This is a genomic window from Streptomyces violaceorubidus, assembly GCF_000717995.1.
GTDB classification, from domain to species: Bacteria; Actinomycetota; Actinomycetes; order Streptomycetales; family Streptomycetaceae; genus Streptomyces; species Streptomyces violaceorubidus.
This window is the reverse complement of record NZ_JODM01000012.1, coordinates 109,929-135,583: the sequence shown is the minus strand read 5'-3', so window position 1 is coordinate 135,583 and position 25,655 is coordinate 109,929. Positions and strand designations below refer to the sequence as shown.

General features: G+C 72.0%; 22 protein-coding genes and 1 pseudogene. 12 read left to right on the top strand and 11 right to left on the bottom strand.

Annotated elements, in window-relative coordinates:
• The first annotated feature begins 200 nt into the window (after positions 1-200).
• Complete coding sequence (locus IE94_RS0117305; RefSeq protein WP_030184905.1) at positions 201-920, top strand: transglycosylase SLT domain-containing protein; 720 nt, start codon at positions 201-203, stop codon at positions 918-920.
• Positions 921-1,041: 121 nt separating this feature from the next.
• Here IE94_RS0117305 and IE94_RS0117300 read toward each other — a convergent pair whose 3' ends face one another.
• Complete coding sequence (locus tag IE94_RS0117300) at positions 1,042-3,639, bottom strand: ABC transporter ATP-binding protein/permease (protein WP_030184902.1); 2,598 nt, start codon at positions 3,637-3,639, stop codon at positions 1,042-1,044.
• Positions 3,640-3,878: 239 nt separating this feature from the next.
• Between IE94_RS0117300 and IE94_RS41860 the strand changes: the two are divergent.
• A pseudogene (locus IE94_RS41860) lies at positions 3,879-5,819 on the top strand (streptophobe family protein).
• Between the two features lie 216 nt (positions 5,820-6,035).
• Positions 6,036-7,283, top strand: a complete 1,248-nt coding sequence (gene serB, locus IE94_RS0117290; protein WP_030184900.1) for a phosphoserine phosphatase SerB — start codon at positions 6,036-6,038, stop codon at positions 7,281-7,283.
• An 81-nt stretch (positions 7,284-7,364) separates the two neighbouring features.
• Here serB and IE94_RS0117285 read toward each other — a convergent pair whose 3' ends face one another.
• The 4 genes from IE94_RS0117285 to IE94_RS0117270 form a co-directional block, all read right to left on the bottom strand.
• Positions 7,365-7,883 carry a SixA phosphatase family protein gene (locus IE94_RS0117285; RefSeq protein WP_030184897.1) on the bottom strand — a complete coding sequence of 173 codons (519 nt, stop codon included), beginning with the start codon at positions 7,881-7,883 and terminating at the stop codon, positions 7,365-7,367.
• Between the two features lie 92 nt (positions 7,884-7,975).
• Positions 7,976-8,182 (bottom strand): hypothetical protein, encoded by a 207-nt coding sequence (locus tag IE94_RS0117280; RefSeq protein ID WP_030184895.1) that lies wholly within the window; start codon positions 8,180-8,182, stop codon positions 7,976-7,978.
• A 183-nt stretch (positions 8,183-8,365) separates the two neighbouring features.
• Positions 8,366-8,482 carry an SGM_5486 family transporter-associated protein gene (locus IE94_RS41540; protein WP_037922852.1) on the bottom strand — a complete coding sequence of 39 codons (117 nt, stop codon included), beginning with the start codon at positions 8,480-8,482 and terminating at the stop codon, positions 8,366-8,368.
• Positions 8,483-8,609: 127 nt separating this feature from the next.
• Positions 8,610-9,911, bottom strand: coding sequence for a CynX/NimT family MFS transporter (locus tag IE94_RS0117270; protein WP_106977894.1), 1,302 nt, complete (start codon positions 9,909-9,911; stop codon positions 8,610-8,612).
• Between the two features lie 62 nt (positions 9,912-9,973).
• Between IE94_RS0117270 and IE94_RS0117265 the strand changes: the two genes are divergently transcribed.
• Entirely contained in the window at positions 9,974-10,669 is a 696-nt protein-coding gene (locus IE94_RS0117265) for a FadR/GntR family transcriptional regulator (RefSeq protein ID WP_030184891.1), read from the top strand.
• An 88-nt stretch (positions 10,670-10,757) separates the two neighbouring features.
• Here the strand turns inward: IE94_RS0117265 and fabI are convergent, their stop codons facing one another.
• The gene (gene fabI / locus IE94_RS0117260; RefSeq protein WP_030184889.1) at positions 10,758-11,525 is read right to left on the bottom strand and encodes an enoyl-ACP reductase FabI; all 768 of its coding nucleotides are present in this window, start codon (positions 11,523-11,525) and stop codon (positions 10,758-10,760) included.
• A 5-nt stretch (positions 11,526-11,530) separates the two neighbouring features.
• Complete coding sequence (gene fabG, locus IE94_RS0117255) at positions 11,531-12,235, bottom strand: 3-oxoacyl-[acyl-carrier-protein] reductase (RefSeq protein ID WP_030184886.1); 705 nt, start codon at positions 12,233-12,235, stop codon at positions 11,531-11,533.
• Between the two features lie 274 nt (positions 12,236-12,509).
• On the opposite strand from fabG, the gene IE94_RS0117250 reads away from it, so the two are divergent.
• From IE94_RS0117250 to tyrS, 3 genes are read left to right on the top strand one after another with little or no spacing between them, the layout of a single operon-like run.
• Entirely contained in the window at positions 12,510-14,033 is a 1,524-nt protein-coding gene (locus tag IE94_RS0117250; RefSeq protein ID WP_030184880.1) for a TldD/PmbA family protein, read from the top strand.
• A complete protein-coding gene (locus IE94_RS0117245; protein ID WP_030184877.1) occupies positions 14,030-15,427 on the top strand; it encodes a metallopeptidase TldD-related protein in 1,398 nt (465 codons plus the stop codon). Before IE94_RS0117250 ends, IE94_RS0117245 begins: the two co-directional genes overlap by 4 nt.
• A 45-nt stretch (positions 15,428-15,472) precedes the next feature.
• Positions 15,473-16,741: a tyrosine--tRNA ligase gene (gene tyrS / locus IE94_RS0117240; protein WP_030184876.1), complete on the top strand. Its 1,269-nt coding sequence runs from the start codon at positions 15,473-15,475 to the stop codon at positions 16,739-16,741.
• Positions 16,742-16,825: 84 nt separating this feature from the next.
• Here the strand turns inward: tyrS and IE94_RS0117235 are convergent, their stop codons facing one another.
• A complete protein-coding gene (locus IE94_RS0117235) occupies positions 16,826-17,107 on the bottom strand; it encodes a GlsB/YeaQ/YmgE family stress response membrane protein (RefSeq protein ID WP_030184872.1) in 282 nt (93 codons plus the stop codon).
• 262 nt (positions 17,108-17,369) lie between these two features.
• Here IE94_RS0117235 and IE94_RS0117230 point away from each other — a divergent pair, with 262 nt between their 5' ends.
• Entirely contained in the window at positions 17,370-17,768 is a 399-nt protein-coding gene (locus IE94_RS0117230) for a DUF3099 domain-containing protein (RefSeq protein ID WP_030184871.1), read from the top strand.
• Between the two features lie 210 nt (positions 17,769-17,978).
• Positions 17,979-18,209 carry a hypothetical protein gene (locus IE94_RS0117225; RefSeq protein WP_030184870.1) on the top strand — a complete coding sequence of 77 codons (231 nt, stop codon included), beginning with the start codon at positions 17,979-17,981 and terminating at the stop codon, positions 18,207-18,209.
• 11 nt (positions 18,210-18,220) lie between these two features.
• On the opposite strand, the gene moaA is transcribed toward IE94_RS0117225, so the two are convergent.
• The 3 genes from moaA to IE94_RS0117210 form a co-directional block, all read right to left on the bottom strand.
• Positions 18,221-19,210, bottom strand: coding sequence for a GTP 3',8-cyclase MoaA (gene moaA / locus IE94_RS0117220; RefSeq protein ID WP_030184867.1), 990 nt, complete (start codon positions 19,208-19,210; stop codon positions 18,221-18,223).
• 168 nt (positions 19,211-19,378) lie between these two features.
• The gene (locus IE94_RS0117215; protein WP_030184865.1) at positions 19,379-21,013 is read right to left on the bottom strand and encodes a solute symporter family protein; all 1,635 of its coding nucleotides are present in this window, start codon (positions 21,011-21,013) and stop codon (positions 19,379-19,381) included.
• Positions 21,010-21,366, bottom strand: coding sequence for a DUF485 domain-containing protein (locus IE94_RS0117210; RefSeq protein WP_030184863.1), 357 nt, complete (start codon positions 21,364-21,366; stop codon positions 21,010-21,012). The genes IE94_RS0117215 and IE94_RS0117210 overlap by 4 nt, the downstream gene beginning before the upstream one ends.
• 476 nt (positions 21,367-21,842) lie before the next feature.
• Here IE94_RS0117210 and IE94_RS0117200 point away from each other — a divergent pair, with 476 nt between their 5' ends.
• The 3 genes from IE94_RS0117200 (at position 21,843) to IE94_RS0117190 (ending at position 25,617) form a co-directional block, all read left to right on the top strand.
• Positions 21,843-23,381: a S8 family serine peptidase gene (locus IE94_RS0117200; RefSeq protein ID WP_030184861.1), complete on the top strand. Its 1,539-nt coding sequence runs from the start codon at positions 21,843-21,845 to the stop codon at positions 23,379-23,381.
• A 102-nt stretch (positions 23,382-23,483) separates the two neighbouring features.
• Complete coding sequence (locus tag IE94_RS0117195) at positions 23,484-24,491, top strand: CopD family protein (protein WP_030184859.1); 1,008 nt, start codon at positions 23,484-23,486, stop codon at positions 24,489-24,491.
• Between the two features lie 139 nt (positions 24,492-24,630).
• Complete coding sequence (locus IE94_RS0117190; RefSeq protein WP_030184855.1) at positions 24,631-25,617, top strand: DEDDh family exonuclease; 987 nt, start codon at positions 24,631-24,633, stop codon at positions 25,615-25,617.
• Positions 25,618-25,655: the final 38 nt, after the last annotated feature.

The following is a 25,655-nucleotide window of genomic DNA, read 5'->3' as shown; positions in this document are numbered from 1 at the left end:
AATCTGCCCCGTTTCGCCGTTCCCTGATCCACTATCCCGGATCGTACGTCACACCTTTGCCTCCGGATTTTGCGGCCGCTAAGAATTGCTCTCGTCGCTCAACGCCGTGGGTTCTCCCCCGCGGCGTTTGTGCCGGAAGCACCAACTGTCCCCGCCGGACGAGAGCGACCTCCGCGCTATTCGAAGAGGTCTATCCCGCCATGCTCAAGAACATCCTTCCCCGTGGTCGCAGTCGTTCCCTGAACCGCACGCACAAGATCGCGATCGCCGGTGTCGGCACGCTCGGCGCCGCCGCCGTCGCCTTCACCGCCGTCCCGGCCAGCGGTCAGACGACGACCACGAGCGAGGCCGCTCCCACGGCCAAGGTGGCGTACAGCACCAAGCAGATCCAGGACGTGCACGCCGGTGTCACCGGCCAGCTCGCCGGCGCGAGCCAGAAGGTCGCCGCCATCGAGGCCAAGCAGGAGGCGGCCGCCAAGAAGGCGACCGCCGAGAAGAAGGCCGCTGCCAAGAAGGCCGTCTCCCAGCGTGAGGCGAAGGAGACCGTCAGCCGGTCCGCCGCGCGCACCGAGGTCAAGAAGGCCGCGCCGAAGTCCTACCCGAACAACCTCGACGGCTGGATCCGCGAGGCCCGGGCCATCATGAAGAAGCACGGCATCCCCGGTTCCTACGAGGGCATCCACCGCAACATCATGCGGGAGTCCTCCGGCAACCCGATGGCCATCAACGACTGGGACATCAACGCCATCAACGGCATCCCGTCGAAGGGCCTGCTCCAGGTCATCCCGCCGACCTTCGCGGCCTACCACGTGGCCGGCACCTCGAAGAACATCTACGACCCGGTCGCCAACATCGTCGCCGCGTGCAACTACGCCGCGGACAAGTACGGCACCATGGACAACGTCGACAGCGCGTACTGAGGTCGGCGCGGACCTCTTCACGACGTCGCCGACGCCGCACCGTACGCCGAAGGGCGGCACCCTCCTGACAGGGTGCCGCCCTTCGGGGCGTGCGGGGCCCTCGGGCCCGCCGGACCTCGGTCTACTTGCGCATGACCTCCGGCTCGTGGCGGCGCAGGAAGCGGGCGACGAAGAAGCCGCAGATCACGCCGAGGACGATCAGCGCGGCCATGTCCATGCCCCAGGCGCCCACGGTGTGCTCCCACAGCGGGTCGGCCTCGGCGCCCTTCTCGGGTGGGCTGACCTTGTTGAAGTCCAGCGTGGCCCCGGCCGCGGCGACCGCCCAGCGCGAGGGCATCAGGTACGAGAACTGGTTGACGCCGACCGCGTCGTTCAGGGCGAAGAGGCAGCCGGTGAAGACGACCTGGATGATCGCGAACATCACGAGCAGCGGCATGGTCTTCTCGGCGGTCTTCACCAGCGAGGAGATGACCAGACCGAACATCATCGAGCTGAAGCCCAGCCCCATGATCGGCAGGGACAGCTCGACCAGCGTCGAGCCGCCCAGGACCAGCCCCTCCTCGGGGATCTCGCGGGTGGCGAAGCCGATCACACCGACCAGCAGTCCCTGGAACACCGTGATCACGCCGAGCACGAAGACCTTGGACATCAGGTACGCGGACCGGGACAGGCCGGTCGCGCGTTCCCGCTCGTAGATCACCCGTTCCTTGATCAGCTCACGGACCGAGTTCGCGGCGCCGGCGAAGCAGGCGCCGACCGCGAGGATCAGCAGGACCGTGGTCGCCGTGCCGTTCGGGATGATCCGGCCCGCCGCGTTGGGCGGGTTGGGCAGCAGGCCCTTGTCCGCGTCGATGAGCAGGCTCACCGCGCCCAGCACCGCCGGGAGGATCACCATCAGGGCGAGGAAGCCCTTGTCGGAGGCGATCACCGACACGTAGCGCCGCACCAGCGTCACGAACTGCGACAACCAGCCCTGCGGTTTCGGCGGCCTCATCGCCTGCATCGGCGGTACCTGTACGGGCTGCGGCGCGACGGCGTCGAGGTCCGCGGCGTACATCTGGTAGTGCTGCGAGCCCTTCCAGCGGCCCGCCCAGTCGTAGTCGCGATAGTTCTCGAAGGCGGAGAAGACGTCGGCCCAGGTGTCGTAGCCGAAGAAGTTCAGCGCCTCCTCCGGCGGGCCGAAGTAGGCCACGGAACCGCCCGGCGCCATCACCAGCAGCTTGTCGCAGGTCGCCAGCTCGGCCACCGAGTGGGTGACGACGAGGACGGTGCGGCCGTCGTCGGCGAGGCCGCGCAGCAGCTGCATGACGTCACGGTCCATGCCCGGGTCGAGACCGGAGGTCGGCTCGTCCAGGAAGATCAGCGACGGCTTGGTCAGCAGCTCCAGGGCGACGGAGACGCGCTTGCGCTGACCGCCGGACAGGGACGTGACCTTCTTGTCCTTGTGGATGTCCAGCTTCAGCTCGCGCAGCACCTCGTCTATGCGGGCGTCGCGCTCGGCTGCCGTGGTGTCGGCGGGGAAGCGGAGCTTCGCCGCGTACTTGAGCGCCTTCTTGACGGTCAGCTCCTTGTGCAGGATGTCGTCCTGCGGGACCAGACCGATGCGCTGGCGCAGCTCGGCGAACTGCTTGTACAGGTTCCGGTTGTCGTAGAGGACCTCGCCCTGGTCGGCGGGCCGGTAGCCGGTGAGCGCCTTGAGCAGGGTCGACTTGCCGGAGCCCGAGGGGCCGATGACCGCGATCAGCGACTTCTCGGGCACGCCGAAGGAGACGTCCTTGAGGATCTGCTTGCCGCCGTCGACCGTGACGGTCAGGTGCCGGGCGGAGAAGGAGACCTCACCGGTGTCGACGAACTCCTCGAGCCGGTCGCCGACGATCTGGAACGTCGAGTGGCCGACGCCCACGATGTCGGTCGGGCCGAGCAGTTGGGAGCCGCCCTTGGCGATCGGCTGGCCGTTGACGTACGTGCCGTTGTGCGAGCCGAGGTCGCGGATCTCCATGCGCCCGTCGGGCGTCGCGTGGAACTCCGCGTGGTGCCGGGACACCTGGAGGTCGGAGACGACCAGGTCGTTCTCCAGGGCACGGCCGATGCGCATGACGCGGCCGAGGGAGAACTGGTGGAAGGTGGTCGGGCTGCGGTCCCCGTAGACCGGTGGCGCCCCCGCCGCGCCGCCGGATCCCTGCTGCTGGGGGAAGTGCGGCGCGGCCTGCTGCGGCTGCGGTGCGGCCGACTGCGGCGGCGGTTGCTGCTGCCGGCCCGGCTGCTGGGCCTGGTGCTGCTGCCCGTGCTGCGGTGCCTGCTGGGGCGGCGCCTGCTGCTGGAACGGCTCCTGCGCGGGCGGCGCCTGCTGCGCCCAGCCCGCGTTCGCGCCCTGCGCGGCGTACGGCTGCTGCTGCGGCTGGGCCTGCGGCGGGCCGGCCGGGACCTGGGCTCCGGTCAGGCTCACGCGCGGTCCGTCGGTCGCGTTGCCGAGGTTCAGCACCGTGCCGGCGCCGAGCTCGGTCTGCTGGACCCGCTGCCCGTGCACGAACGTGCCGTTGGTGCTGCCGTGGTCCTCGACCACCCAACTGCGACCGTTGAAACTGATCGTGGCATGTCGCCAGGACACCCTGGCGTCGTCGAAGACAAGCTCCCCCTGCGGATCGCGTCCTAGCGCGTATGACCGGGACGGATCGAGCGTCCAGGTCCGTCCATTGGATTCCAGTACGAGTTCCGGCACTCCAGCCCCACTGAGTTGTCCCCCGATGTGCTCCCGTCGCGGGGAGTCTAGGGATGTCGAACATCGGGGGGAACTATTTCAGGCTCGGCCCTCTGACCGAAAGTCGGGCCTTGTGAAAAGTGCGCGGACACCCATCGGCCGTTTCCGTTGACGGGGTTGAAACCTGCCCGGAGAGTGGTATTTCACGCGAGGGGGACATGCGCGGCAACCTGACCGCGCAGCGGATCGGGGGGTCTGCCATGAGCGCGTCCACGAGCGTCGGAACCGAGGGGTACGCCGGGCAGGTGCCGTGGGTCGACGTGCTGCTGTCCGCGATCGCCTCCGTGAGCTGGGCGTTGATCGGCACGGCGGGCACGGCGGCGCTCGGCCTGCGCCTGCTGGGCGCGGACGCGGCGGGGTCGCTCGGGCCGATGACCGCGGCGGTCGTGGCGCTCGGGGCGGGTGGTTCGCTCACCCCGGTCGGTGACGTGTCCGCGTTCGGCCTGAAAGGGGCGCAGGCCCATACGGCCATCGAGATCACGCCACTGGGCGTGAGTCTGGTCGGGGCGCTGTTCCTGTCGTTCTTCTTCCTGCGGTCCCTGCGGGCGGCCGGAGCCGTCGTCTCCCCCGCCGAACTCCTCGCGCGTGCGGGCGCGGTGGTCGCGCTGTTCGTGGCGATGACGGGCGCTCTGTCCTGGGCGGGGCACGACGTCGTCACGATCGACGGCGCCTCGCTCGGGCTCGACGACCTGCCCGGCGGGGGCGGTGGGGGCGGTGGGCTGGAGATCCCCGGGCTCGGCGACGTGGGCGACATCGGCGGGCTGCTGCCCGACCGGGTCGGTGACCTGGTGGACGCCCGGGCCGCCGTCGGGTTCACCGTCGACACCGTGCCGACTCTTGTGGGCGGTCTCCTCTGGTCCGCGGGGGTGCTGCTGATCGCGTTGCCGGCCTCGCGCCGCACTCCGCTGCCGCGCGGGTGCGAAGTGGTGCACAGGGTGGTGCGACCGGCCGTGTCCGCCCTGGTCACGGTGGTGCTGACGACGGTGGCGGCCGGCCTCGCGGCGGCTGCCTGGGCGACGATGGGCGACGACCACCCCCGGCGGATCGCGGGGGCAGCGCTGCTGGGCGCGCCGAACGGGGTCTGGCTCGGCGCCTCGATCGGCCTGTTCGTGCCGTGGGACGGGCGGGCCACCGGCGCGCTGACCGGGGCCCTCCCGGCCCCGCTCGACGACCTGCTCGGCTCCGGCACCGAGCGGCCGGTCACCCTGGGGCGGCTGGCGGAGCTGGACGGGCGGGTGTGGCTGCTGGGGGTGGCCGCGGTGCTGACGATGCTGCTGGCAGGGGTGCTGACGGCGGTACGGACGCCGGTGGGCCCGACGACGCGCGTCCACTCGCCCTCTCCCTGCGCTGCGCGCTGCGGCTGGGCGTCGCCACCGCGGTGGCGCTGCCGCTGCTGGCCCACCTCACCAAGGTGTCCGTGGACGCGTCCCTGTCGGTGCTCGGCATCGACGCCTTCGGCGCGGGCGTCGACCTGCACGGCCGGCTGGGCGCGGCTCTGCTGCTGGGTGCCGCCTGGGGTACGGCTGCGGGAGCCGCCGGGGCACTGCTGGCGCGGGTGAGCGGGGCGGCGGGGACACGGGCGACGGGCTTGGCACTCAGTGCCGGGTGGTGACGGAACGCGTCGGCACGGGCGGTACGGCCCCTGCGGACCCCGCCTTCGGGCCGTACCGGCCGGGCACACCGCACCGGCCGCCGCCCGAGCCGGGTGCCCATCCCTACCTGCGGTGGCACGAGGGGGCGGGGCCGCCCGGGTCCGGCGGACCGCCGGGCACGGGGAACCCGAGGACGCGCGGCCCCCGGGCCCGCAGGCGCCGGCCGGCCCGGGGCAGGCACAGGTGCAGGGACGGGCGGGCCCGGAACGGCGCGGGGCGAGGGGAGGGAGCGGCGGTGCGGGTCCCGGGGACGACGGCCCCGGGTGGTACGGCGACGAGGCGGGCCGGCAGGAGGGCGGGACGGAGGGCCGGTCCGACGACGACGTCTACGGCGCCCCCACGGTGGCGGGGCCCCTCGGACCGCCCCCGGGACCACCGCGGCGGCCGCCGCGCCCGGGAGGACGACGCCCCTCCCGCCCCTGGGGTGAGGGCCCTCCTCCCCCACCGCCTCCACCTCCCGTGCCGCCTCGGCGCCCCGGCGACCGGTGAGCGCGGGGGCTGCCGCGGCGGTGGGACGGCGGGCTCGGGGCCGCCCCGCGGTCGCGCCGCGGTCCCGCCGAGGTCGCGCCGAGCTCGCTTCGCTCGCGGAGTGTCGGGGGGGGCGCGCACGGGCGCGTGGGTCCGGTCCCGCGCTCGGGTGGCCCCTGTCCGCCAGTCGGACCTGAGGGGCGGGCGGCACGGGGTGCCGGATACGGTGGGAGCACCATGAGCGCTTCGCAGACCTCTGACGTTCCCACGCTTCTCGTCAAGATCTTCGGCAAGGACCGGCCCGGCATCACGGCCGGCCTGTTCGACACTCTCGCCGCCTACTCCGTCGATGTCGTGGACATCGAGCAGGTCGTCACCCGTGGCCGGATCGTGCTGTGCGCGCTCGTGACCGAGCCGCCCCGTGGCCTGGAGGGCGATCTGCGGGCGACCGTCCACAGCTGGGCGGAGTCGCTGAAGCTGCAGGCGGAGATCATCTCCGGCATCGGCGACAACCGGCCCCGCGGACTCGGCCGCTCCCTGGTCACGGTGCTCGGGCACCCCCTCACCGCGGAGGCCACCGCCGCCATAGCGGCCCGGATCACCGAGTCCGGGAGCAACATCGACCGTATCTTCCGGCTGGCCAAGTACCCGGTGACCGCCGTCGAGTTCGCGGTGTCCGGCGTGGCCACCGAGCCGCTGCGCACCGCCCTGGCCACGGAGGCCGCGGCGCTCGGCGTGGACATCGCGGTCGTCGCGGCGGGGCTGCACCGGCGGGCGCAGCGCCTGGTGGTGATGGACGTGGACTCCACCCTGATCCAGGACGAGGTCATCGAGCTGTTCGCCGCGCACGCCGGGTGCGAGGACAAGGTCGCCGAGGTGACCGCCGCCGCGATGCGCGGGGAGCTGGACTTCGAGCAGTCGCTGCACGCGCGCGTGGCCCTGCTGGCGGGTCTTGACGCCTCGGTGGTGGACAAGGTGCGCGCCGAGGTACGGCTCACGCCGGGGGCCCGCACCCTGATCCGCACGCTGAAGCGACTCGGTTACCAGGTGGGCGTCGTCTCCGGCGGCTTCACCCAGGTCACCGACGCCTTGCGGGAGCAGCTCGGACTGGACTTCGCCCAGGCCAACACGCTGGAGATCGTCGACGGCAGGCTGACCGGCAGGGTCACCGGGGAGATCGTCGACCGGGCGGGCAAGGCGCGGCTGCTGCGCCGGTTCGCCGCCGAGGCGGGCGTGCCGCTGTCGCAGACGGTGGCGATCGGCGACGGCGCCAACGATCTGGACATGCTGAACGCGGCCGGGCTCGGGGTCGCCTTCAACGCCAAGCCGGTGGTGCGCGAGGCGGCGCACACCGCGGTGAACGTGCCCTTCCTGGACACCGTGCTCTATCTGCTGGGCATCACCCGCGAGGAGGTCGAGGCCGCGGACACCCTGGACGAGGGTCTCGGCGAAGGAGGCCTCGGCCGACCCGCCGAGCGGCCCTGACCCGGCGCGGAAGCCGCCGTACGTCCCGCAAGGCCGGGGGCCCGGACCGCGAGGGTGCCGGGCCCTGTCACACGGGGCGGGTCAGTCGGTCGGTGCCCAGTAGTCGACCAGGGTGGCCCGGCCGGGCTCCACGTCCTTCCAGGAGCCCGTGAAGGTCAGGACGGCGAAGGCGGCGGTCGGGAAGCCCCGGCGGTCGATCCGCTCGCGGACCTCGTCCTCGGCGGAGCCGGCCAGGATCTCGGTCAGTGCCTCCATGCCCGGGTTGTGGCCGATCACCAGCACGTTCCGCAGGTCGTCGGGGGTCTCGTTGAGCACGGCGATCAGCTCGCCGGGCGAGGCCTCGTAGATCCGCTCCTCGTAGACGGTTTTCGGCCGGTGCGGGAACTCCTGGACGGCGAGCTTCCAGGTCTCGCGGGTCCGGACCGAGGTGGAGCACAGGGCCTGGTCGAAGGGCAGGCCGGTGTCCGCCAGCCGACGCCCGGCCTCCGCGGCGTCCATGCGGCCCCGGTCGGCGAGCGGTCGCTCGTGGTCGGTCACCTGTGGCCAGTCGGCTTTCGCATGCCGGAAGAGAACAATCCTGCGGGGTTCTGCGACGCTCATGTCTTCCAGCTTCGCATGAAACAGGCCACGGGGCTCTGGGAGTTGACAGGCGGACTCACCACGGGACGCGGGTGGGAGCCCTCGGTCGGCGCTCAGCGCGCGGCCAGCTGCTCCAGCCGCTCCAGGAGCTGGGCCATCGCGGGCTGCTCCGCGGCCGCGTGGGCGTCGGCGGGATCGAGGATCAGCAGGAGCAGCGCGACGAAGGCGAGCACGGGCAGGGCGAGGGCCCACCAGGGCAGCCGGATGTCGACGCCGCCCCGGGTCGCCTGGGGAGGCCGGGTGTGGGTAGGGGCCGACATGAGTGCCTCCGGTGGTCTTCGGGCGTCCCTGGTCCGTGCTCGGCGGCCCGCCTGTCGCGGGCACATCTCGAAGTTACGGAATCCGCGGGGCCCAACCCATCCGGAGGTCCACCCACTTGACCCTGACCCTGGCCCCCTAGGGGACGTGGGGTTAACCCCACCGTCCGGTCGCCGGGGGCGGGGTCACGGCGAGGCGATCGTCGCGATGACGCCGATGATCACGAAGATCGCGAGGAAGGCACCGAAGACGATCAGCATCTTCTTCTGGCCGTGCTGGGGGTTCGGGTCGAGGACTGGCATACGGCAAGTCTCGCATCCCCCGCCCGGGCGGCTCCCGGGGGGCCACCGACGACGGCGGGCCACCGACGGCGGGTCACCGACGACGCCCGGCGTGCGGCCCCGGGGCCCGGCCCGCCGCGCGCCCGGGTCAGCGGGCCGCCTCCTCCTCGACGGTGCGGTCGCGCCCGGCCAGGACGCCCACCATGATCTGCGGCACCATCAGCGCGCTCATCAGGGCGATCGGCAGTCCCCAGCCGCCGCTGTGCTGGTAGAGCACGCCCACCAGGAGCGGTCCCGGGATGGAGATCAGGTAGCCGGTGCTCTGCGCGAAGGCGGACAGCTGGGCGACGCCCGCTCCCGTCCTGGCCCGCATCCCGACCATGGTCAGCGCCAGCGGGAAGGCGCAGTTGGAGACCCCGAGCAGCAGGGCCCAGGCCCAGGCGCCGCCGACCGGCGCGAAGTACAGGCCGGCGTATCCGGCGAGCCCGCACACGCCCAGGACCACCACGATCGGGCCCTGGTGGGGCAGACGCGTCGCCACGCGCGGGATGACGAAGGCGAGCGGCACGCCCATCACCATGATGACGGCGAGCAGCAGCCCGGCAGTGCCGGCGGACACTCCGGAGTCCCGGAAGATCTGCGCCATCCAGCCCATCGTGATGTAGGCGGCGGTGGCCTGGAGGCCGAAGAAGACGGCGAGCGCCCAGGCGGTGCGGCTGCGGGTGATCCGCAGCGGGGGCTGCTCCGCGGGCTTTCCGCCCTCCCGCCCCGGCGGCGGCGTGGACGGCACCGTGGCGGACGGCGCCTGCCGGTTCCGTACGAACGGTATCCAGGGCAGGACGGCCAGCGCGGGCAGCACGGCCCAGACCGCGAGGCCGGTCTGCCAGTGTCCGCCCAGCGCGTTGGTCACGGGCACGGTCGCCGCGGCGGCGATGGAGGTGCCGAAGGCCAGGGCCATCGAGTACAGGCCGGTCATGGAGCCGACGCGGTCGGGGAAGTAGCGCTTGACGATGACCGGCATCAGGACGTTGCTGACCGCGATGCCCATCAGCGCCAGGGCGGTGGCGGCCAGGAAGCCGCCCGTGCCGCCGGCGTACGGGCGTATCAGCAGGCCCGCGGTGATGGCGGCCATGCCGGCGCAGACCACCGCGCCGGGCCCGAAGCGGCGGGCCAGCCGGGGAGCGGTGACCCCGAAGACGGCGAAGCAGAGCGGGGGCACGGAGGTGAGCAGTCCGGCGATGCTGCCGCTCATGCCGAGTCCGTCGCGGACCTCCTCCAGGAGCGCGCCCAGGCTCGTGATGGCGGGGCGCAGGTTGAGGGCGGCCAGGACGATACCGAGGACGAGCAGCCGGGTCGTCCACGTCGTCCACGCGCGCGTGGCGGGCGCCTGCGGGCGTGTCTGCGCACGCGTCTCGGTACGTGTCTCGGTCCGGGTCTCGTCACTAGCCATGAGGCCCATCATAGAATCATGGGATGATTGTGCGTCCATTCGCTCGTGTGCGAAGGTGAGCCATGCCACTGAGCCATCCCCGTCGTTCGGCACTGTCCGAGCAGGTCATCGCCGCGCTGCGGCAGCAGATCGCCTCGGGCGAGTGGCCGGTCGGCTCCCGCATCCCCACCGAGCCGGAACTGGTCGAGCAGCTCGGCGTCGCCCGGAACACGGTCCGTGAGGCGGTCCGCGCGCTGGCCCACAACGGTCTGCTGGACATCCGCCAGGGCTCGGGCACGTACGTCGTGGCGACCAGCGAGCTGGCCGGCGTGATGCAGCGCCGCTTCGCCGACGCCGCCCCCCAGCACATCGCCGAGCTCCGTTCCACGCTGGAGTCGGCCGCCGCCCGCCTGGCCGCCGAACGGCGCACGGAGAAGGACCTCAAGCAGATCGACGCCCTGCTGCTGCGCCGGGAGGAGGCCTGGGAGTCGGGTGAGGCGGAGGCCTTCGTGGCGGCGGACGCCACGTTCCACCTGGCGGTCGTGGCCGCCTCGCACAACGACGTGATGACCGCGATGTACGCGGACCTGAGCGAGGTGCTGCGGGACTGGCTGCGGGGCGACGTGGGCGAGGGGATGTCCCCGGCGACGCACATGGACCACGGCCGGCTGGTGGACGCGATCCGCGCGGGCGACGCGGCGACGGCGGCGGAGGAGGCCGCCGCCTATCCGTTCGTGTGCCGGCCGGGGCTGTTCGGTCCGTCGTCCTCGGGCGGCTGACCGGGCCGGCCCTCGTCGCCGATCCGTTCCGGCGCGGCACGAGGGCCCGCGTCCCGTACGGGACGCGGGCCCTGGGCGAGGTGTCCGGTCAGGCGCCGATGGCGTGCAGTCCGCCGTCGACGTGGACGATCTCGCCCGTGGTCTTCGGGAACCAGTCGCTCAGCAGCGCGACGATGCCGCGACCGGCCGGCTCCGGGTCCTTCAGGTCCCACTCCAGCGGGGAGCGGGTGTCCCACACGGAGGCCAGCTCGCTGAAGCCCGGGATGGACTTGGCGGCCATGGAGCCGATCGGGCCCGCCGAGATCAGGTTGCAGCGGATGTTCTGCTTGCCGAGGTCACGGGCCATGTAGCGGCTGGTGGCCTCCAGCGCGGCCTTGGCCGGGCCCATCCAGTCGTACTGCGGCCAGGCGAACTGCGCGTCGAAAGTGAGGCCGACGATCGAACCGCCGTTCTGCATCAGTGGCAGGCAGGCCATGGTCAGCGACTTCAGGGAGAACGCCGAGACGTGCATGGCGGTGGCGACCGACTCGAACGGCGCGTTGAGGAAGTTGCCGCCGAGGGCGTCCTGCGGGGCGAAGCCGATGGAGTGCACGACGCCGTCGAGGCCGCCCAGCTCCTCACCGACGACGTCGGCGAGCCGGGCGAGGTGCTCCTCGTTGGTGACGTCCAGCTCGATGACCTTGGCGGGCTTCGGCAGCTTCTTGGCGATGCGCTCGGTCAGGGTGGGCCGCGGGAACGCGGTGAGGATGACGTCGGCGCCCTGCTCCTGGGCCAGCTTCGCGGCGTGGAAGGCGATGGAGGACTCCGTCAGCACGCCGGTGATCAGGACGCGCTTGCCCTCGAGAATTCCGCTCATGGTGTTCAGTGACCCATTCCCAGTCCGCCGTCAACGGGGATGACGGCTCCAGTGATGTACGAGGCGTCGTCCGAGGCGAGGAACCGCACCGTCGCGGCGATCTCCTCCGGCTGCGCGTACCGCCCCAGCGGCACCTGCGACACGATGTTGGCCCGCTGCTCGTCGGTGAGCACCTTGGTCATGTCGGTGTCGACGAAGCCGGGCGCGACGACGTTGAAGGTGATGTTGCGCGACCCCAGCTCACGGGCGAGGGAGCGCGCGAAGCCGACCAGGCCGGCCTTGGAGGCGGCGTAGTTCGCCTGCCCCGCGGAGCCGAGGAGCCCGACCACCGACGAGATGAGGACGACGCGGCCCTTCTTGGCGCGCAGCATGGCGCGGTTGGTGCGCTTGACCACGCGGAAGGTGCCGGTCAGGTTGGTCTCCACGACGGAGGTGAAGTCCTCCTCCGACATGCGCATCAGGAGCTGGTCCTTGGTGACGCCGGCGTTGGCGATCAGGACCTCGACGGGACCGTGGGTCTCCTCGATCTCCTTGTAGGCCTGCTCCACCTGCTCGGTGTCGGTGATGTCGCACTTGACGGCCAGGAAGCCCTCCGGCGGCTCACCCGAGCGGTACGTGATCGCGACCTTGTCGCCGGCGTCGGCGAAGGCGCGGGCGATGGCGAGGCCGATGCCCCGGTTTCCTCCGGTGACGAGAACCGAGCGGCTCAACGGATCACCCTTTCCCTAGCGGTCGTCCACCCGCCCGCTCACCCGTACGGCGGGCGGCTACGGCAGGCGGCTTCCTCGAAAATCTATCGGTCCCCGGCCTCGCCCAGAGACTCGGGCACCCACAGTGGCTTACGGGGCTGTCTGTCGGGTCCCTACAGAACCCGCAGCCGGGGCGGCGGAAAGGTGTGGTCGCCGGACCCCCGACGCGACATGATGCGGCGCAGCCCCCGGTGTCGCGGCAGACGACCGGTCACGTCGACAGAAAGAGACGCAGGTGCCTCACAGCATCGACCAAGCCTTCACGGCACTCCCCCTACGCGCCCTCGCCGACGCCGCCCTGGCCCGTGCGCGTGCCCTCGGCGCGGAGCATGCCGACTTCCGGCTGGAGCGGGTCCGCAGCGCCTCCTGGCGCCTCAGGGACGCCCGGCCCGCCGGGTCCTCGGACACCACCGACCTCGGGTACGCGGTGCGGGTGGTGCACGGCGGCACGTGGGGCTTCGCGTCCGGCGTGGACCTGACCCTGGACGCCGCCGCCAAGGTCGCCTCGCAGGCGGTGGCGATGGCGAAGCTGTCGGCGCAGGTGATCAGGGCGGCCGGGTCGGACGAGAGGGTCGAGCTGGCCGGTGAGCCGGTGCACGCGGACAAGACCTGGATCTCGGCGTACGACATCGACCCCTTCACCGTGCCCGACGCGGAGAAGGCGGCGCTGCTGGCCGACTGGAGCGCGCGGCTGCTCGCGGCCGACGGGGTCGACCACGTGGACGCCTCGCTGCTCACCGTGCACGAGAACAAGTTCTACGCCGACACCGCCGGCACCGTGACCACGCAGCAGCGGGTACGGCTGCACCCGGTGCTCACCGCCGTGTCGGTGGACGACTCCAGCGGCGAGTTCGACTCCATGCGCACGCTGGCGCCGCCGGCCGGGCGGGGCTGGGAGTACCTGACCGGCACCGGCTGGGACTGGGAGGCGGAGCTGGCCGAGATCCCGGAGCTGCTGGCGGAGAAGATGCGCGCGCCGAGCGTCGAGGCGGGCCTGTACGACCTGGTCGTCGACCCCTCGAACCTGTGGCTGACCATCCACGAGTCCATCGGGCACGCCACCGAGCTGGACCGCGCCCTCGGCTACGAGGCCGCCTACGCCGGCACCTCCTTCGCCACCTTCGACCAGCTCGGCAAGCTGCGCTACGGCTCCGAGCTGATGAACGTGACCGGCGACCGCACCGCCGAGCACGGCCTGGCCACCGTCGGGTACGACGACGAGGGCGTCGAGGGCCAGTCCTGGGACCTGGTGAAGGACGGCACGCTGGTGGGGTACCAGCTCGACCGGCGGATCGCGAGGCTCACCGGGTTCGAGCGGTCCAACGGGTGCGCCTACGCCGACTCCCCCGCGCACGTACCGGTGCAGCGGATGGCCAACGTGTCGCTGCGGCCGGATCCGGGCGGGCTGTCGACGGAGGATCTGATCGGGGGCGTCGATCGGGGGATCTACGTCGTCGGGGACCGGTCCTGGTCCATCGACATGCAGCGCTACAACTTCCAGTTCACCGGGCAGCGGTTCTTCCGGATCGAGAACGGGCGGCTCGCCGGGCAGCTGCGGGACGTGGCGTACCAGGCGACGACCACCGACTTCTGGGGGTCCATGGCGGCCGTCGGCGGTCCGCAGACGTACGTCCTGGGCGGCGCCTTCAACTGCGGCAAGGCCCAGCCGGGCCAGGTCGCGGCCGTCTCGCACGGCTGCCCGTCCGCCCTCTTCAAGGGAGTCAACATTCTGAACACCACGCAGGAGGCGGGTCGATGAGCGTCCGCACCAACAAGCCGCACGAGATCGTCGAACGGGCGCTGGAGCTGTCCCGGGCGGACGGGTGCGTCGTCATCGCCGACGAGGAGTCCACCGCCAACCTGCGCTGGGCGGGCAACGCGCTCACCACCAACGGCGTCACGCGCGGGCGCACGCTGACGGTCGTCGCCACCGTCGACGGACGGGAGGGCACGGCGTCCGGGGTCGTGTCGCGCTCGGCCGTGACCACGGACGAGCTGGAGCCCCTGGTGCGCGCCGCCGAGGCCGCCGCGCGGGACGCCGGTCCGGCCGAGGACGCACAGCCGCTGGTCACCGGCCAGACGGCGGCGCCGGACTTCACCGACGCGCCCGCCGAGACCTCGTCGGCGGTGTTCGCCGACTTCGCGCCGGCCCTCGGGGAGGCGTTCGCCCGCGCGCGGGCCGGCGGGCGGGAGCTGTACGGGTTCGCGAACCACGAGATGACCTCGACGTACGTGGGCACGTCCACGGGGCTCAGGCTGCGGCACGACCAGCCGAACGGGACGCTGGAGCTGAACGCCAAGTCGCCGGACAGGACCCGCTCGGCGTGGGCGGGACAGGCCACGCGGGACTTCAAGGACGTCGACCCGGCGGCACTCGACGCCGAGCTGGCCGTACGCCTCGGCTGGGCCGGGCGGCGGGTGGAGCTGCCCGCGGGGCGGTACGAGACGCTGCTGCCGCCCACCGCGGTGGCGGACCTGCTGATCTACCAGTACTGGTCGGCGTCCGGGCGGGACGCGGTCGAGGGGCGCACGGTGTTCTCCAAGCCGGGCGGCGGCACCCGTCTCGGCGAGCGGCTCGGCAGGCTGCCGCTGACGCTGCGCAGTGATCCGCACGAGCCGGGCCTGGAGAGCGCGCCCTTCGTGGTGGCGCACTCCTCGGGCGGCGACCAGTCGGTGTTCGACAACGGGCTGCCGGTGACGGCGACCGACTGGATCCGCGCGGGTCAGCTGCACCGGCTGACCACCACCCGGCACGGCGCGGGCCTGACCGGCCTTCCGGTGGCACCGGCGATCGGCAACCTGATCCTGGACGGCGGCGACCCCGACCGGTCCCTGGACGACATGATCGCGGGCACGGAGCGCGGGCTGCTGCTGACCTGCCTCTGGTACATCCGCGAGGTCGACCCCGCGACGCTGCTGCTGACCGGGCTGACCCGGGACGGCGTCTACCTCGTGGAGCACGGCGAGGTCGTCGGCGAGGTGAACAACTTCCGGTTCAACGAGTCGCCGGTGGACCTGCTGGGGCGGGCCGCGGAGGCCGGGCGCACGGAGAAGACGCTGCCCAGGGAGTGGGGCGACTGGTTCACCAGGGCCGCGATGCCCGCGCTGCGCATCCCCGATTTCAATATGAGCTCTGTCAGCCAGGGCGTATAACCTCGTACCTGATTTCGCGAGACCACTCAAGGAGACACGAGAACCGTGACGGACATCGTCGACGAGCTGAAGTGGCGCGGGCTGTTCGCCCAGTCCACCGACGAGGACGCTTTGCGCAAGGCGCTCGCGGACGGTCCCGTCACGTTCTATTGCGGTTTCGACCCGACCGCGCCGTCCCTGCACGTGGGGCACCTGGTGCAGGTGCTCACCGTGCGCCGGCTCCAGCAGGCCGGGCACCGGCCGCTGGCGCTGGTCGGCGGGGCCACGGGTCAGATCGGCGACCCGCGCCCGACCGCGGAGCGCACGCTGAACTCGCCGGAGACCGTCGCGGGCTGGGTCCAGCGGCTGCGCGGCCAGATCGAGCCGTTCCTGTCCTTCGAGGGCGAGAACGCGGCGGTGATGGTCAACAACCTCGACTGGACCGAGGGCCTGTCCGCGATCGAGTTCCTGCGGGACATCGGCAAGCACTTCCGGGTCAACAAGATGCTGACCAAGGACTCCGTCGCCCGGCGCCTGGAGTCCTCCGAGGGCATCAGCTACACGGAGTTCAGCTACCAGCTGCTCCAGGCGATGGACTTCCTCCAGCTCTACCGGAGGTACGGCTGCACGATGCAGCAGGGCGGCAGCGACCAGTGGGGCAACCTCACGGCCGGTCTCGACCTGCTGCACCGGCTGGAGCCGGAGGCGTCCGTGCACGCCTACGCGACCCCGCTGATGACCAAGGCGGACGGCACCAAGTTCGGCAAGACCGAGGGCGGCGCCGTCTGGCTCGACCCGGAGATGACGACGCCGTACGCGTTCTACCAGTTCTGGTTGAACGTGGACGACCGGGACATCTCGACGTACCTGCGCATCCTGTCGTTCCGCTCCCGTGAGGAGCTGGAGGAGCTGGAGCGGCAGACCGAGGAGCGGCCGCAGGCGCGGGCCGCGCAGCGGGCGCTGGCCGAGGAGCTGACGACGCTGGTGCACGGCGCCGGGCAGACGGCCGCCGTGATCGCCGCGTCCAAGGCCCTGTTCGGCCAGGGCGAGCTGGCGGAGCTGGACGAGCGGACGCTGGCGGCGGCCCTCTCCGAGCTGCCGCACGTCCGGGTCGCCGAGCCGGCCCCGGTCGTCGACCTGTTCGCCGAGGTGGGTCTGGTGGCCAGCAAGTCCGCCGCGCGCCGCACGGTGAAGGAGGGCGGCGCCTACGTGAACAACACCAAGGTCACCGGCGAGGACGCCGTCCCCGCCAAGGAGGACCTGCTGCACGGGCGCTGGCTGGTGCTGCGCCGCGGCAAGAAGAACCTGGCCGCGGTGGAGGTCACCGGCGCCTGAGCGGGCGCACGCGAAGGGGCGGCTTCGGCGCCGCACGGCTGCCGGAGCCGCCCCTTCGCCCTGCCCGGGGGTCCCTGGGAACGGTCAGGCCCGTCCTCGCCGCCTGCTGCCGCGCATCGACGTGTAGGCCGCGTCGCCGAGGCCGACGACGATGATCGCCGCCACCAGCTGGAACAGGTGCCGCCACCAGTCGATGCCGGACGTCGCCTCGACGCCGGCCGCGCGGGCGATGGCGTTGCCGACGATCGCGCCGATCATGCCGCAGATGGTGGTCAGCCACAGCGGCATGTGCTGCTTGCCGGGAATGATCGCCTTGGCGATCAAGCCGAGCACGAATCCCACGATGATCGCCCACAACCAGCCCATGGCTGCCTCCTCGTCCGGCTCTACGCGAGCATTGCCACCAGTGTTCGGGCGTACCGCGAACGGCGCATGCCGCGTGGGGCCGAACGGGGTACCGGCGCCTGCGCCGTGCGGCGCACGCGGTACGGCCGACCAGGGGTGCCCCGGTCTCGTGAGCGGCGCGGGCGCGGCGTAACGTGGGGAGTTGTCCGGGACCGGAGTCCCCGAGCGGCCGCGGACGAGAGCGGGGCGGGGAGAGTCCGATGCGGGCGGATGGTGGAACCAGATGCGGAAGCAGAGTGCCGGCGGCAGTGCCGAGGTGTTCCGGATCACCGGGGCCCGGACGGGCCTCCAGGAGGACGTGCGCGGTCGGCAGCGGCGGTACATCATCTCGATGGCGATCCGTACGGCCTCGGTGATCCTCGCGGTCTGCCTGTGGAACGTGGAACGGCACGTCGCGATCGTGGCCCTGGTCCTCGGGGCGGTCCTGCCGTACATCGCGGTGGTGATCGCCAACGCCGGACGGGAGAACGCGCCGTCCCTGCCGTCGACGTTCGTGACGCTGCCGACCCCGCCGATGATCATGCCGCCACGGGACCGGGACAGCGCGGCGGAATCCGTTCCGGAGGGCGCCACGACGGATCCGGGGGCGGGCGCGGCCGGTGGATCACGCGGTCGGCCGTGACGGTGTCGCCCCCTGCCGGGCGGCATCGAGGCCCCGCCGGACCGATGGAATGCTCAGATGAATTCGTGTTGTTCCGGGCCCGGCGAAGGGTGGGCCGTGACATACTTCGTACGCGCTCCGCATCCCCCGTCGGAGCGACGGACCGACGCCGGGCAGCTCCCCCCGTGGCTGCTCGGCGTCGCCTTGTGTGCGGACCTGTGAGACGAAACCGTGAGTGACGAGACCACCCCGATCTGCTCCGCCAAGGGCTGCCGCACCCCCGCCGTGTGGGTGCTGGCGTGGAACAACCCGAAGATCCACACCCCGGAGCGCCGCAAGACGTGGATCGCGTGCGACGAACACCGCGAGCACCTGTCCCAGTTCCTGGGAGTACGGGGCTTCCTGAAGGACGTGGTCGCGCTCGCCGAGTGGGAAGCCCCGGAGGACTCCGGCAGGCCCTGAGGGCTCGGGCCCTAACCTCCGATCGCCGACATCGGCCGGTCGGGCTGGACGAAGGTCGGGTCGTCGAGGCCCGCGCCCGCCTTCTTGCCCCACATGGCCAGGCGCCAGATGCGGGCGATCTCCTCGTCGGGGGCGTCGGAGCGCAGGGCCGCGCGCAGGTCGGTCTCCTCGGTGGCGAACAGGCAGGTGCGCACCTGGCCGTCCGCGGTCAGGCGGGTGCGGTCGCAGGCCGAGCAGAACGGGCGGGTGACGGAGGCGATGACGCCGACGCGGTGCGGCCCGCCGTCCACCAGCCAGCGCTCGGCCGGGGCCGAGCCGCGCTCCCCGGCGCCCTCGGCGGTCAGCTCGAAGCGGGTGCGCAGGGACGTGAGGATGTCACCGGCGGTGACCATGCCCTCGCGCTTCCAGCCGTGCTGGGCGTCCAGCGGCATCTGCTCGATGAAGCGCAGCTCGTAGCCGTGCTCGACGGCCCAGGCGAGCAGGTCGGGGGCCTCGTCGTCGTTGAGCCCCGGCATCAGGACGCTGTTGACCTTGACCGGAGTGAGTCCGGCCTCGTGGGCGGCTTCCAGGCCCTCCAGGACGTCCTTGTGGCGGTCCCGCCGGGTGAGGGTCTTGAAGACGTCGGGGCGCAGGGTGTCCAGGGAGACGTTGACCCGGTCCAGGCCCGCGGCCTTCAGGGCGCTCGCCGTGCGCCTGAGGCCGATGCCGTTGGTGGTGAGGGACATCTGGGGGCGCGGGTCGAGGGCGGCGACGCGCTCGACGATGCCCACCAGGCCGGGCCGCAGCAGCGGCTCCCCGCCGGTGAAGCGGACCTCCTCGATGCCGAGGGAGGTGACCGCGATGCCGATGAGGCGGACGATCTCGTCGTCCGTGAGCAGATCGGGCTTGGCGAGCCACTGGAGGCCCTCTTCGGGCATGCAGTAGGTGCAGCGCAGATTACAGCGGTCGGTCAGCGAGACCCTCAGGTCGGTGGCCACTCGGCCGTAGGTGTCGATGAGCACGTGGGCCCCCTCCCTCGACGCGGATCGGTGGAGCACTTCTCTCCTCCGACACCGCCGAGCCTACGTGACCGGTCCGACATCGACAGCCTCCCGATCCCACGACGCGGGACGCGGCCGGGTCGTAGGGAGCTACCACCCGGCCGCGCCGGTACCGGTCGGGCGGGGGCGTCAGTGCGCTCCGGTGCCGGTCAGGGACCTGACCTCCAGCTCCGCGTACTTCGCCGCGTCGGGCTCCTCCTTCGACAGCACGGTGCCGAGCCAGCCCATCAGGAAGCCGAACGGGATCGAGATGATGCCCGGGTTCTTCAGCGGGAACCAGGCGAAGTCCACGTCCGGGAACATCGCCTTCGGGTCGCCGGAGACGACGGGTGAGAACAGCACCAGGCCGACGGCGACGATCAGGCCGCCGTAGATCGACCACAGGGCGCCCTGGGTGGTGAACCTCTTCCAGAACAGGCTGTACAGGATCGTCGGCAGGTTGGCGGACGCGGCGACCGCGAAGGCCAGCGCGACCAGTCCGGCCACGTTCAGGTCGCGGGCGAGGGCGCCCAGCGCGATGGAGACGATGCCGATGAAGACGGTCGCCCAGCGGGCCGCCCGCATCTCCTCCTTCTCGGTGGCCTGGCCCTTGCGGATGACGTTGGCGTAGATGTCGTGCGCGAAGGACGAGGACGAGGCGAGGGTGAGGCCGGCGACGACGGCGAGGATGGTCGCGAAGGCCACCGCCGAGATCGTGGCCAGCAGGATCGCGCCCCAGGCCGAGTCGACGCCGCCCACGTGCAGCGCGAGCAGGGGCGCCGCCGTGTTGCCGGACGGGTTGGACGCGATGATCTCGTCCTTGCCGATGAGCGCCGCCGCGCCGAAGCCGAGGGCGATGGTCATGAGGTAGAAGGCGCCGATGATGCCGATCGCCCAGTTCACGGACTTACGGGCGGCCTTGGCGTTGGGCACGGTGTAGAAGCGGATCAGGATGTGCGGCAGACCTGCGGTGCCGAGCACCAGGGCGATGCCCAGGGAGATGAAGTCGAGCTTGGAGGTGCCGTTCGCGCCGTACTGGAGGCCGGGCTCCAGGAAGGCGGAACCCGCGCCGCTGTTCTCGGCGGCCTTGCCGAGCAGGTCGGAGACGTTGAAGTCGAACTTCAGCAGCACCAGGAAGGTGATCAGGATGGTGCCGCCGATCAGCAGCACGGCCTTGACCATCTGGACCCAGGTGGTGCCCTTCATGCCGCCGATGGTGACGTACACGATCATCAGGACGCCGACGAGGGCGACGATGAGGATCTTGCCCGCGTCGGAGGTGATGCCGAGCAGCAGCGAGACGAGGACGCCCGCGCCCGCCATCTGGGCCAGCAGGTAGAAGATCGAGACGACGATCGTCGAGGTGCCGGCGGCGGTGCGCACGGGCCGCTGGCGCATGCGGTAGGCGAGGACGTCGCCCATGGTGTAGCGGCCGGAGTTCCTGAGCGGCTCGGCGACCAGGAGGAGGGCGACCAGCCAGGCGACCAGGAAGCCGATGGAGTACAGGAAGCCGTCGTAGCCGAAGAGGGCGATGGCGCCGGCGATGCCGAGGAAGGACGCCGCCGACATGTAGTCGCCGGAGACGGCGAGGCCGTTCTGGAAGGCGCTGAACTGGCGGCCGCCCGCGTAGAAGTCGGCGGCGTCCTTGGTCTGGCGGCCGGCCCAGACGGTGATGCCGAGCGTCGCGACGACGAAGACGGCGAAGAGCGTGATGATCAGCGGCCGGTGCTCACTGGCCTCGTTGGCGGCGAGCTCGGCGGCGAATACGGACTGTGCGGGGCTCATGCGCCGCCCTCCATCCGGGACTTGATGGCCTCGGCCTTGGGGTCGAGCTTCGCGGCGGCGTGCCGCGAGTACCACCAGGCGATGAGGAACGTGGTGACGAACTGGGCGATGCCGAAGACGAACGCGACGTTGATGTTGCCGAACAGCTTGGTGCCCATGAAGCCGCCGGCGTAGTTCGACAGCAGCACGTACAGCAGGTACCAGGCCACGAAGGCGACGGTCAGCGGGAACGCGAAGGAGCGGAAGGAGCGGCGCAGTTCGGCGAACTCGGCGCTCTGCTGCACTTCGGAGAACTCCTCGGCGGAGGGGAGTCGGTGTTCCTCTTTCGAGGGGGGCGGTGCGTCGGTGGCCACGGAGTCTCCTCGTACGACGGACATGACGGCTTGGACCTCGGTGTTCTCGCAGGGGGCCGGTGGTGCTCGGGCTCCCTGTCCAACGACACGGCGCCCCGCGGGGACCGGTTCAACACCCGTGGCACTTTCCGAAGTCACCCCCGGCAGGTCATTGCTGGCCAGCGGCTTCGGGGGATAGCTTCGCCCTGCACCACTACGTCATGTACCTGCTCGGGACGACACCCGCGTCCCGGGCGGGTGCCGTCTGCCGGATGATGTGGAGACCCCATGGATCATCTGCGTTCCCCGATCGACCCGCGCTCCGGACGCGGGCTCACGCTCGAGGTGCCGGTCGCACCGGGCGTGAGGGTGTCGGGCATCAGGTGAGCGACGCCTCGCAGGCACCTCCGGGTGCCCACGTGGGCACCTCCGCCTCCCTGCCGCGCACCGGCACCACGCGTTCTTCGAGCTTTCCCGACGGACTGGAGACACCACGCATGACCGCACCCCACCCGCGTCACCGCCGCGCCCTCGCGATCCCGGCCGGCCTGGCCGTGGCCGCTTCGCTGGCGTTCCTGCCGGGCAACCCGGCCGCAGCGGCCCCCGCGGCCGACGCCGCGCCCTCGACCGCGGCCGACGCGACCTCGCTCAGCTACGTCGTCAACGTCGCCGCCGGGCACGGCCCTTCGGCCACCGTGCGGCGGGCGATAGCCAAGGCGGGGGGCACGATCGTCACGTCGTACGACCGGATCGGCGTGATCGTCGTCCACTCCGCCAACCCCGACTTCGCCAAGACCGTCCGCACGGTGCGCGGCGTGCAGTCCGCCGGCGCCACCCGCACCGCGCCGCTGCCCTCGGCCGCCACCACGGACACGGGCGCGCCGCAGGTGCTCGACGGCGAGGCGCTGGCCGCCGCCAAGGCCTCCTCCGCGAAGGCCGGGGCGCAGGACCCGCTGGAGTCCCTGCAGTGGGACCTGCCCGCCATCAAGGCGGACAAGGCGCACGAGAAGTCGCTGGGCAGCTCGAAGGTGACCGTCGCCGTCATCGACACCGGCGTCGACGACACCCACCCGGACATCGCCCCGAACTTCGACCGGCAGGCGTCCGTCAACTGCGTCGCGGGCAAGCCGGACACCACCGAAGGCGCCTGGCGGCCGAGCGCGGCGGAGAGCCCGCACGGCACCCACGTGGCCGGGGAGATAGCCGCCGCCAAGAACGGTGTCGGCATGACCGGTGTGGCGCCCGGGGTGAAGGTCGCCGGCATCAAGGTCTCCAACCCCGACGGCTTCTTCTACACCGAGGCCGTGGTCTGCGGCTTCATGTGGGCGGCCGAGCACGGCGTCGACGTCACCAACAACAGCTACTACACCGACCCCTGGTACTTCAACTGCAAGGACGACCCGGACCAGAAGGCCCTCGTCGAGGCCGTCACGCGGGCCTCGCGGTACGCCGAGAAGAAGGGCGCGGTCAACGTCGCCGCGGCCGGCAACGAGAACTACGACCTCGCCTCGGACGAGATCACCGACCCGTCCTCGCCGAACGACACCACGCCGGGCGACCGGACCATCGACCCGTCGGTGTGCCTGGACATCCCGACCCAGCTGCCGGGGGTCGTGACGGTCGCGGCGACGGGTGCCAAGGGCCTCAAGTCGTCCTTCTCCAACTACGGTCGGGGCGTCATCGACATCGCCGCGCCGGGCGGCGACTCGACGGCCTACCAGACGCCTCAGCCGCCCGCCACCAGCGGACTGATCCTGGGCACGCTGCCCGGCGGCAAGTGGGGCTACATGGCCGGTACGTCGATGGCCTCGCCGCACGTCGCGGGCGTCGCCGCCCTCATCAAGTCGACGCACCCGCACGCCTCCCCGGCGATGGTCAAGGCCCTGCTGTACGCCGAGGCCGACGCCACGGCGTGCACCAAGCCGTACGACATCGACGGCGACGGCAAGGTCGACGCGGTGTGCGAGGGCCCGAAGAACCGCAACGGCTTCTACGGCTGGGGCATGGCCGACGCGCTGGACGCGGTGACCCGCTAGCCGGTGCCGCTCCGATCCGCACACGCGGGTGCGGCGGGCCGGGCACGCGCCCGGCCCGCCGCGGAACTTGCCCCGATCTGGTGACGTGGTGAAGATCCTGGGGTGACCTCGACCCGCCCCCCGTCCCCGGCCACCGGCACCGGACGCCGCCCACGGCCCTCCGGGACCGGCCGGACCGCGGCCGTACTCGTCCTGGTGGCACTCGCCGCGCTGATACCCGTGCTCGGCCCGTCCCCCGCACTCCGCGGCACTGGGGAGGCCGAGGCACCCGGCACCGGCGGCATCGCCCTGCTGCGCGCGGTGCTCTTCGCCGCGCTGAGCGTTCCGCTCGGCGAACTCCTCGTCAACCGCCTGGCCCGGTCACTGCCCGGCGCTCCCTGGGACCGGCCCCGCAGCTGGTCGCCCCACGCGGCCGCCGCCGGTTTCGTCGCCGCGCTCGGGCTGGCCTCGGTCGTGGCCACGGGCAACCTGGTGCCCGACTCCGCCGCCGACGTGGACGTGGGCGGCCTCTACACCTCCCGTGACGGCAAGCTCGCCCTCCTGGAGGTCAACGGCTTCCTCGCGGCCTGGCTGTGCGCGACCTCGCGCCGGCCCGGACTCCAGGTGTGGCCGCTGGCCGCGGTGATCGTCGCGGACGCGCTGCGCGCGCACCCCACGACCGAGTACAGCCCGCTGCTCGGCTCCGGTCTGACCCTCGTCCATCTGACGTGCGCCGCCCTGTGGGTGGGCGGTCTGCTGTACGCGCTGCGGGTGCTGCTGCGGTGGCGGGGCACGGAGGTGGGAGGGGCCCTGCTGGGGCTCTACGCGCGCGTGGCGGCCGTTCTGCTGGCGGTGCTCACGGCGACCGGGGTGTGCAGTTCGCTGCGCCGGATGCCGGCGGGCACGATCCTGGACCAGTTGACGGACACGGCGTACGGACGGGTCCTGCTCGCCAAGGTGCTCCTGGTGGCCGCCGTCGCCGTCCTCGCGCTGTGGGCCAGGATCCGGCTCGGTCGCGCCGCCGACCCGCTGACCGCGTGCTCCCCCGCGCGCGCGGAGGTCGCCGCGCTGGGCGTGGTGGTCGCGGTGTCGGGGCTCCTGACGGCCCTTCCGGTGCCGATCCGCTGGTGACCCTCACGCGGTCCGCCGGTGCCCCGGCCGGGGCACGTGCGCGCGTGGGGGGCGCAACGCCGCCCGTTCGCGCGGAACTTGACGGCACGGGGCCCCTGCGGGACCGGAGTGTCGGTTCCGGCCCGTATCCTCATTGACCATGCTCGAAGACCGCACGACCACAGCGCCGTCCGCCACGGCGTGGCCGGCCGCGTATCCGCAGGGGTACGCGGTCGTCGACGTGGAGACCACCGGCCTGGCCCGCGACGACCGCATCATCTCGGCGGCCGTCTACCGGCTGGACGCCCGCGGCGAGGTCGAGGACCACTGGTACACCCTGGTCAATCCGGAGCGCGATCCGGGCCCGGTGTGGATACACGGTCTGACGAGCGAGGTGCTCCGGGACGCGCCACTCTTCCCGGACGTCGCCGAGGAGTTCGCGGCCCGGCTGGACGGGCGGGTCCTCGTCGCGCACAACGCGGTCTTCGACTGGCAGATGATCGCCCGTGAGTACGCGCGTGCGCAGCGCGAGGCGCCGGTGCGTCAACGGCTGTGCACCATCGCCCTGTCCAAGGCGCTGGACCTGCCGCTGCCCAACCACAAGCTGGAGTCGCTGGCCGCGCACTTTGGCGTCGTGCAGCAGCGGGCGCACCACGCGCTGGACGACGCGCGGGTGCTGGCGGAGGCGTTCCGGCCGAGCCTGCTCGCCGCGGCGGCGGGGGACGTGCGGCTGCCGCTGCACGAGTGCCGGCCGCTGACCGAGTGGTCGGACCGGCCCGCGGCCCGGATCGGACAGCAGGCGGGCTACGGGAGCTACCGGCCGAACAGCTGGCGCCCCTCCCGCAAGAGGCCCGCATGCCCCCATCCCAACCCTGGACGGTACGAAGAGGGCAAACGGCTCAAGCAGGGCATGCGGGTGGCCTTCTCGGGCGACACCTCCGTCGAGCGTGACCTGCTGGAGGACCGCGCCGTCGAGGCGGGGCTGCACGTCGCGACGAGCCTGTCCCGGCTGACCAGCCTGCTGGTCACCAACGACCCGGACTCCGGCACCTCCAAGGTGGTCAAGGCCCGGCAGTTCGGCACGCCGGTGGTGGACGAGGCGGCGTTCGGGCAACTGCTCGCGGACGTCGAGCCTGCGGACGGGTGATTCCGGGCGACTCGCCCGGCACCCGACGGCCCGCGTCC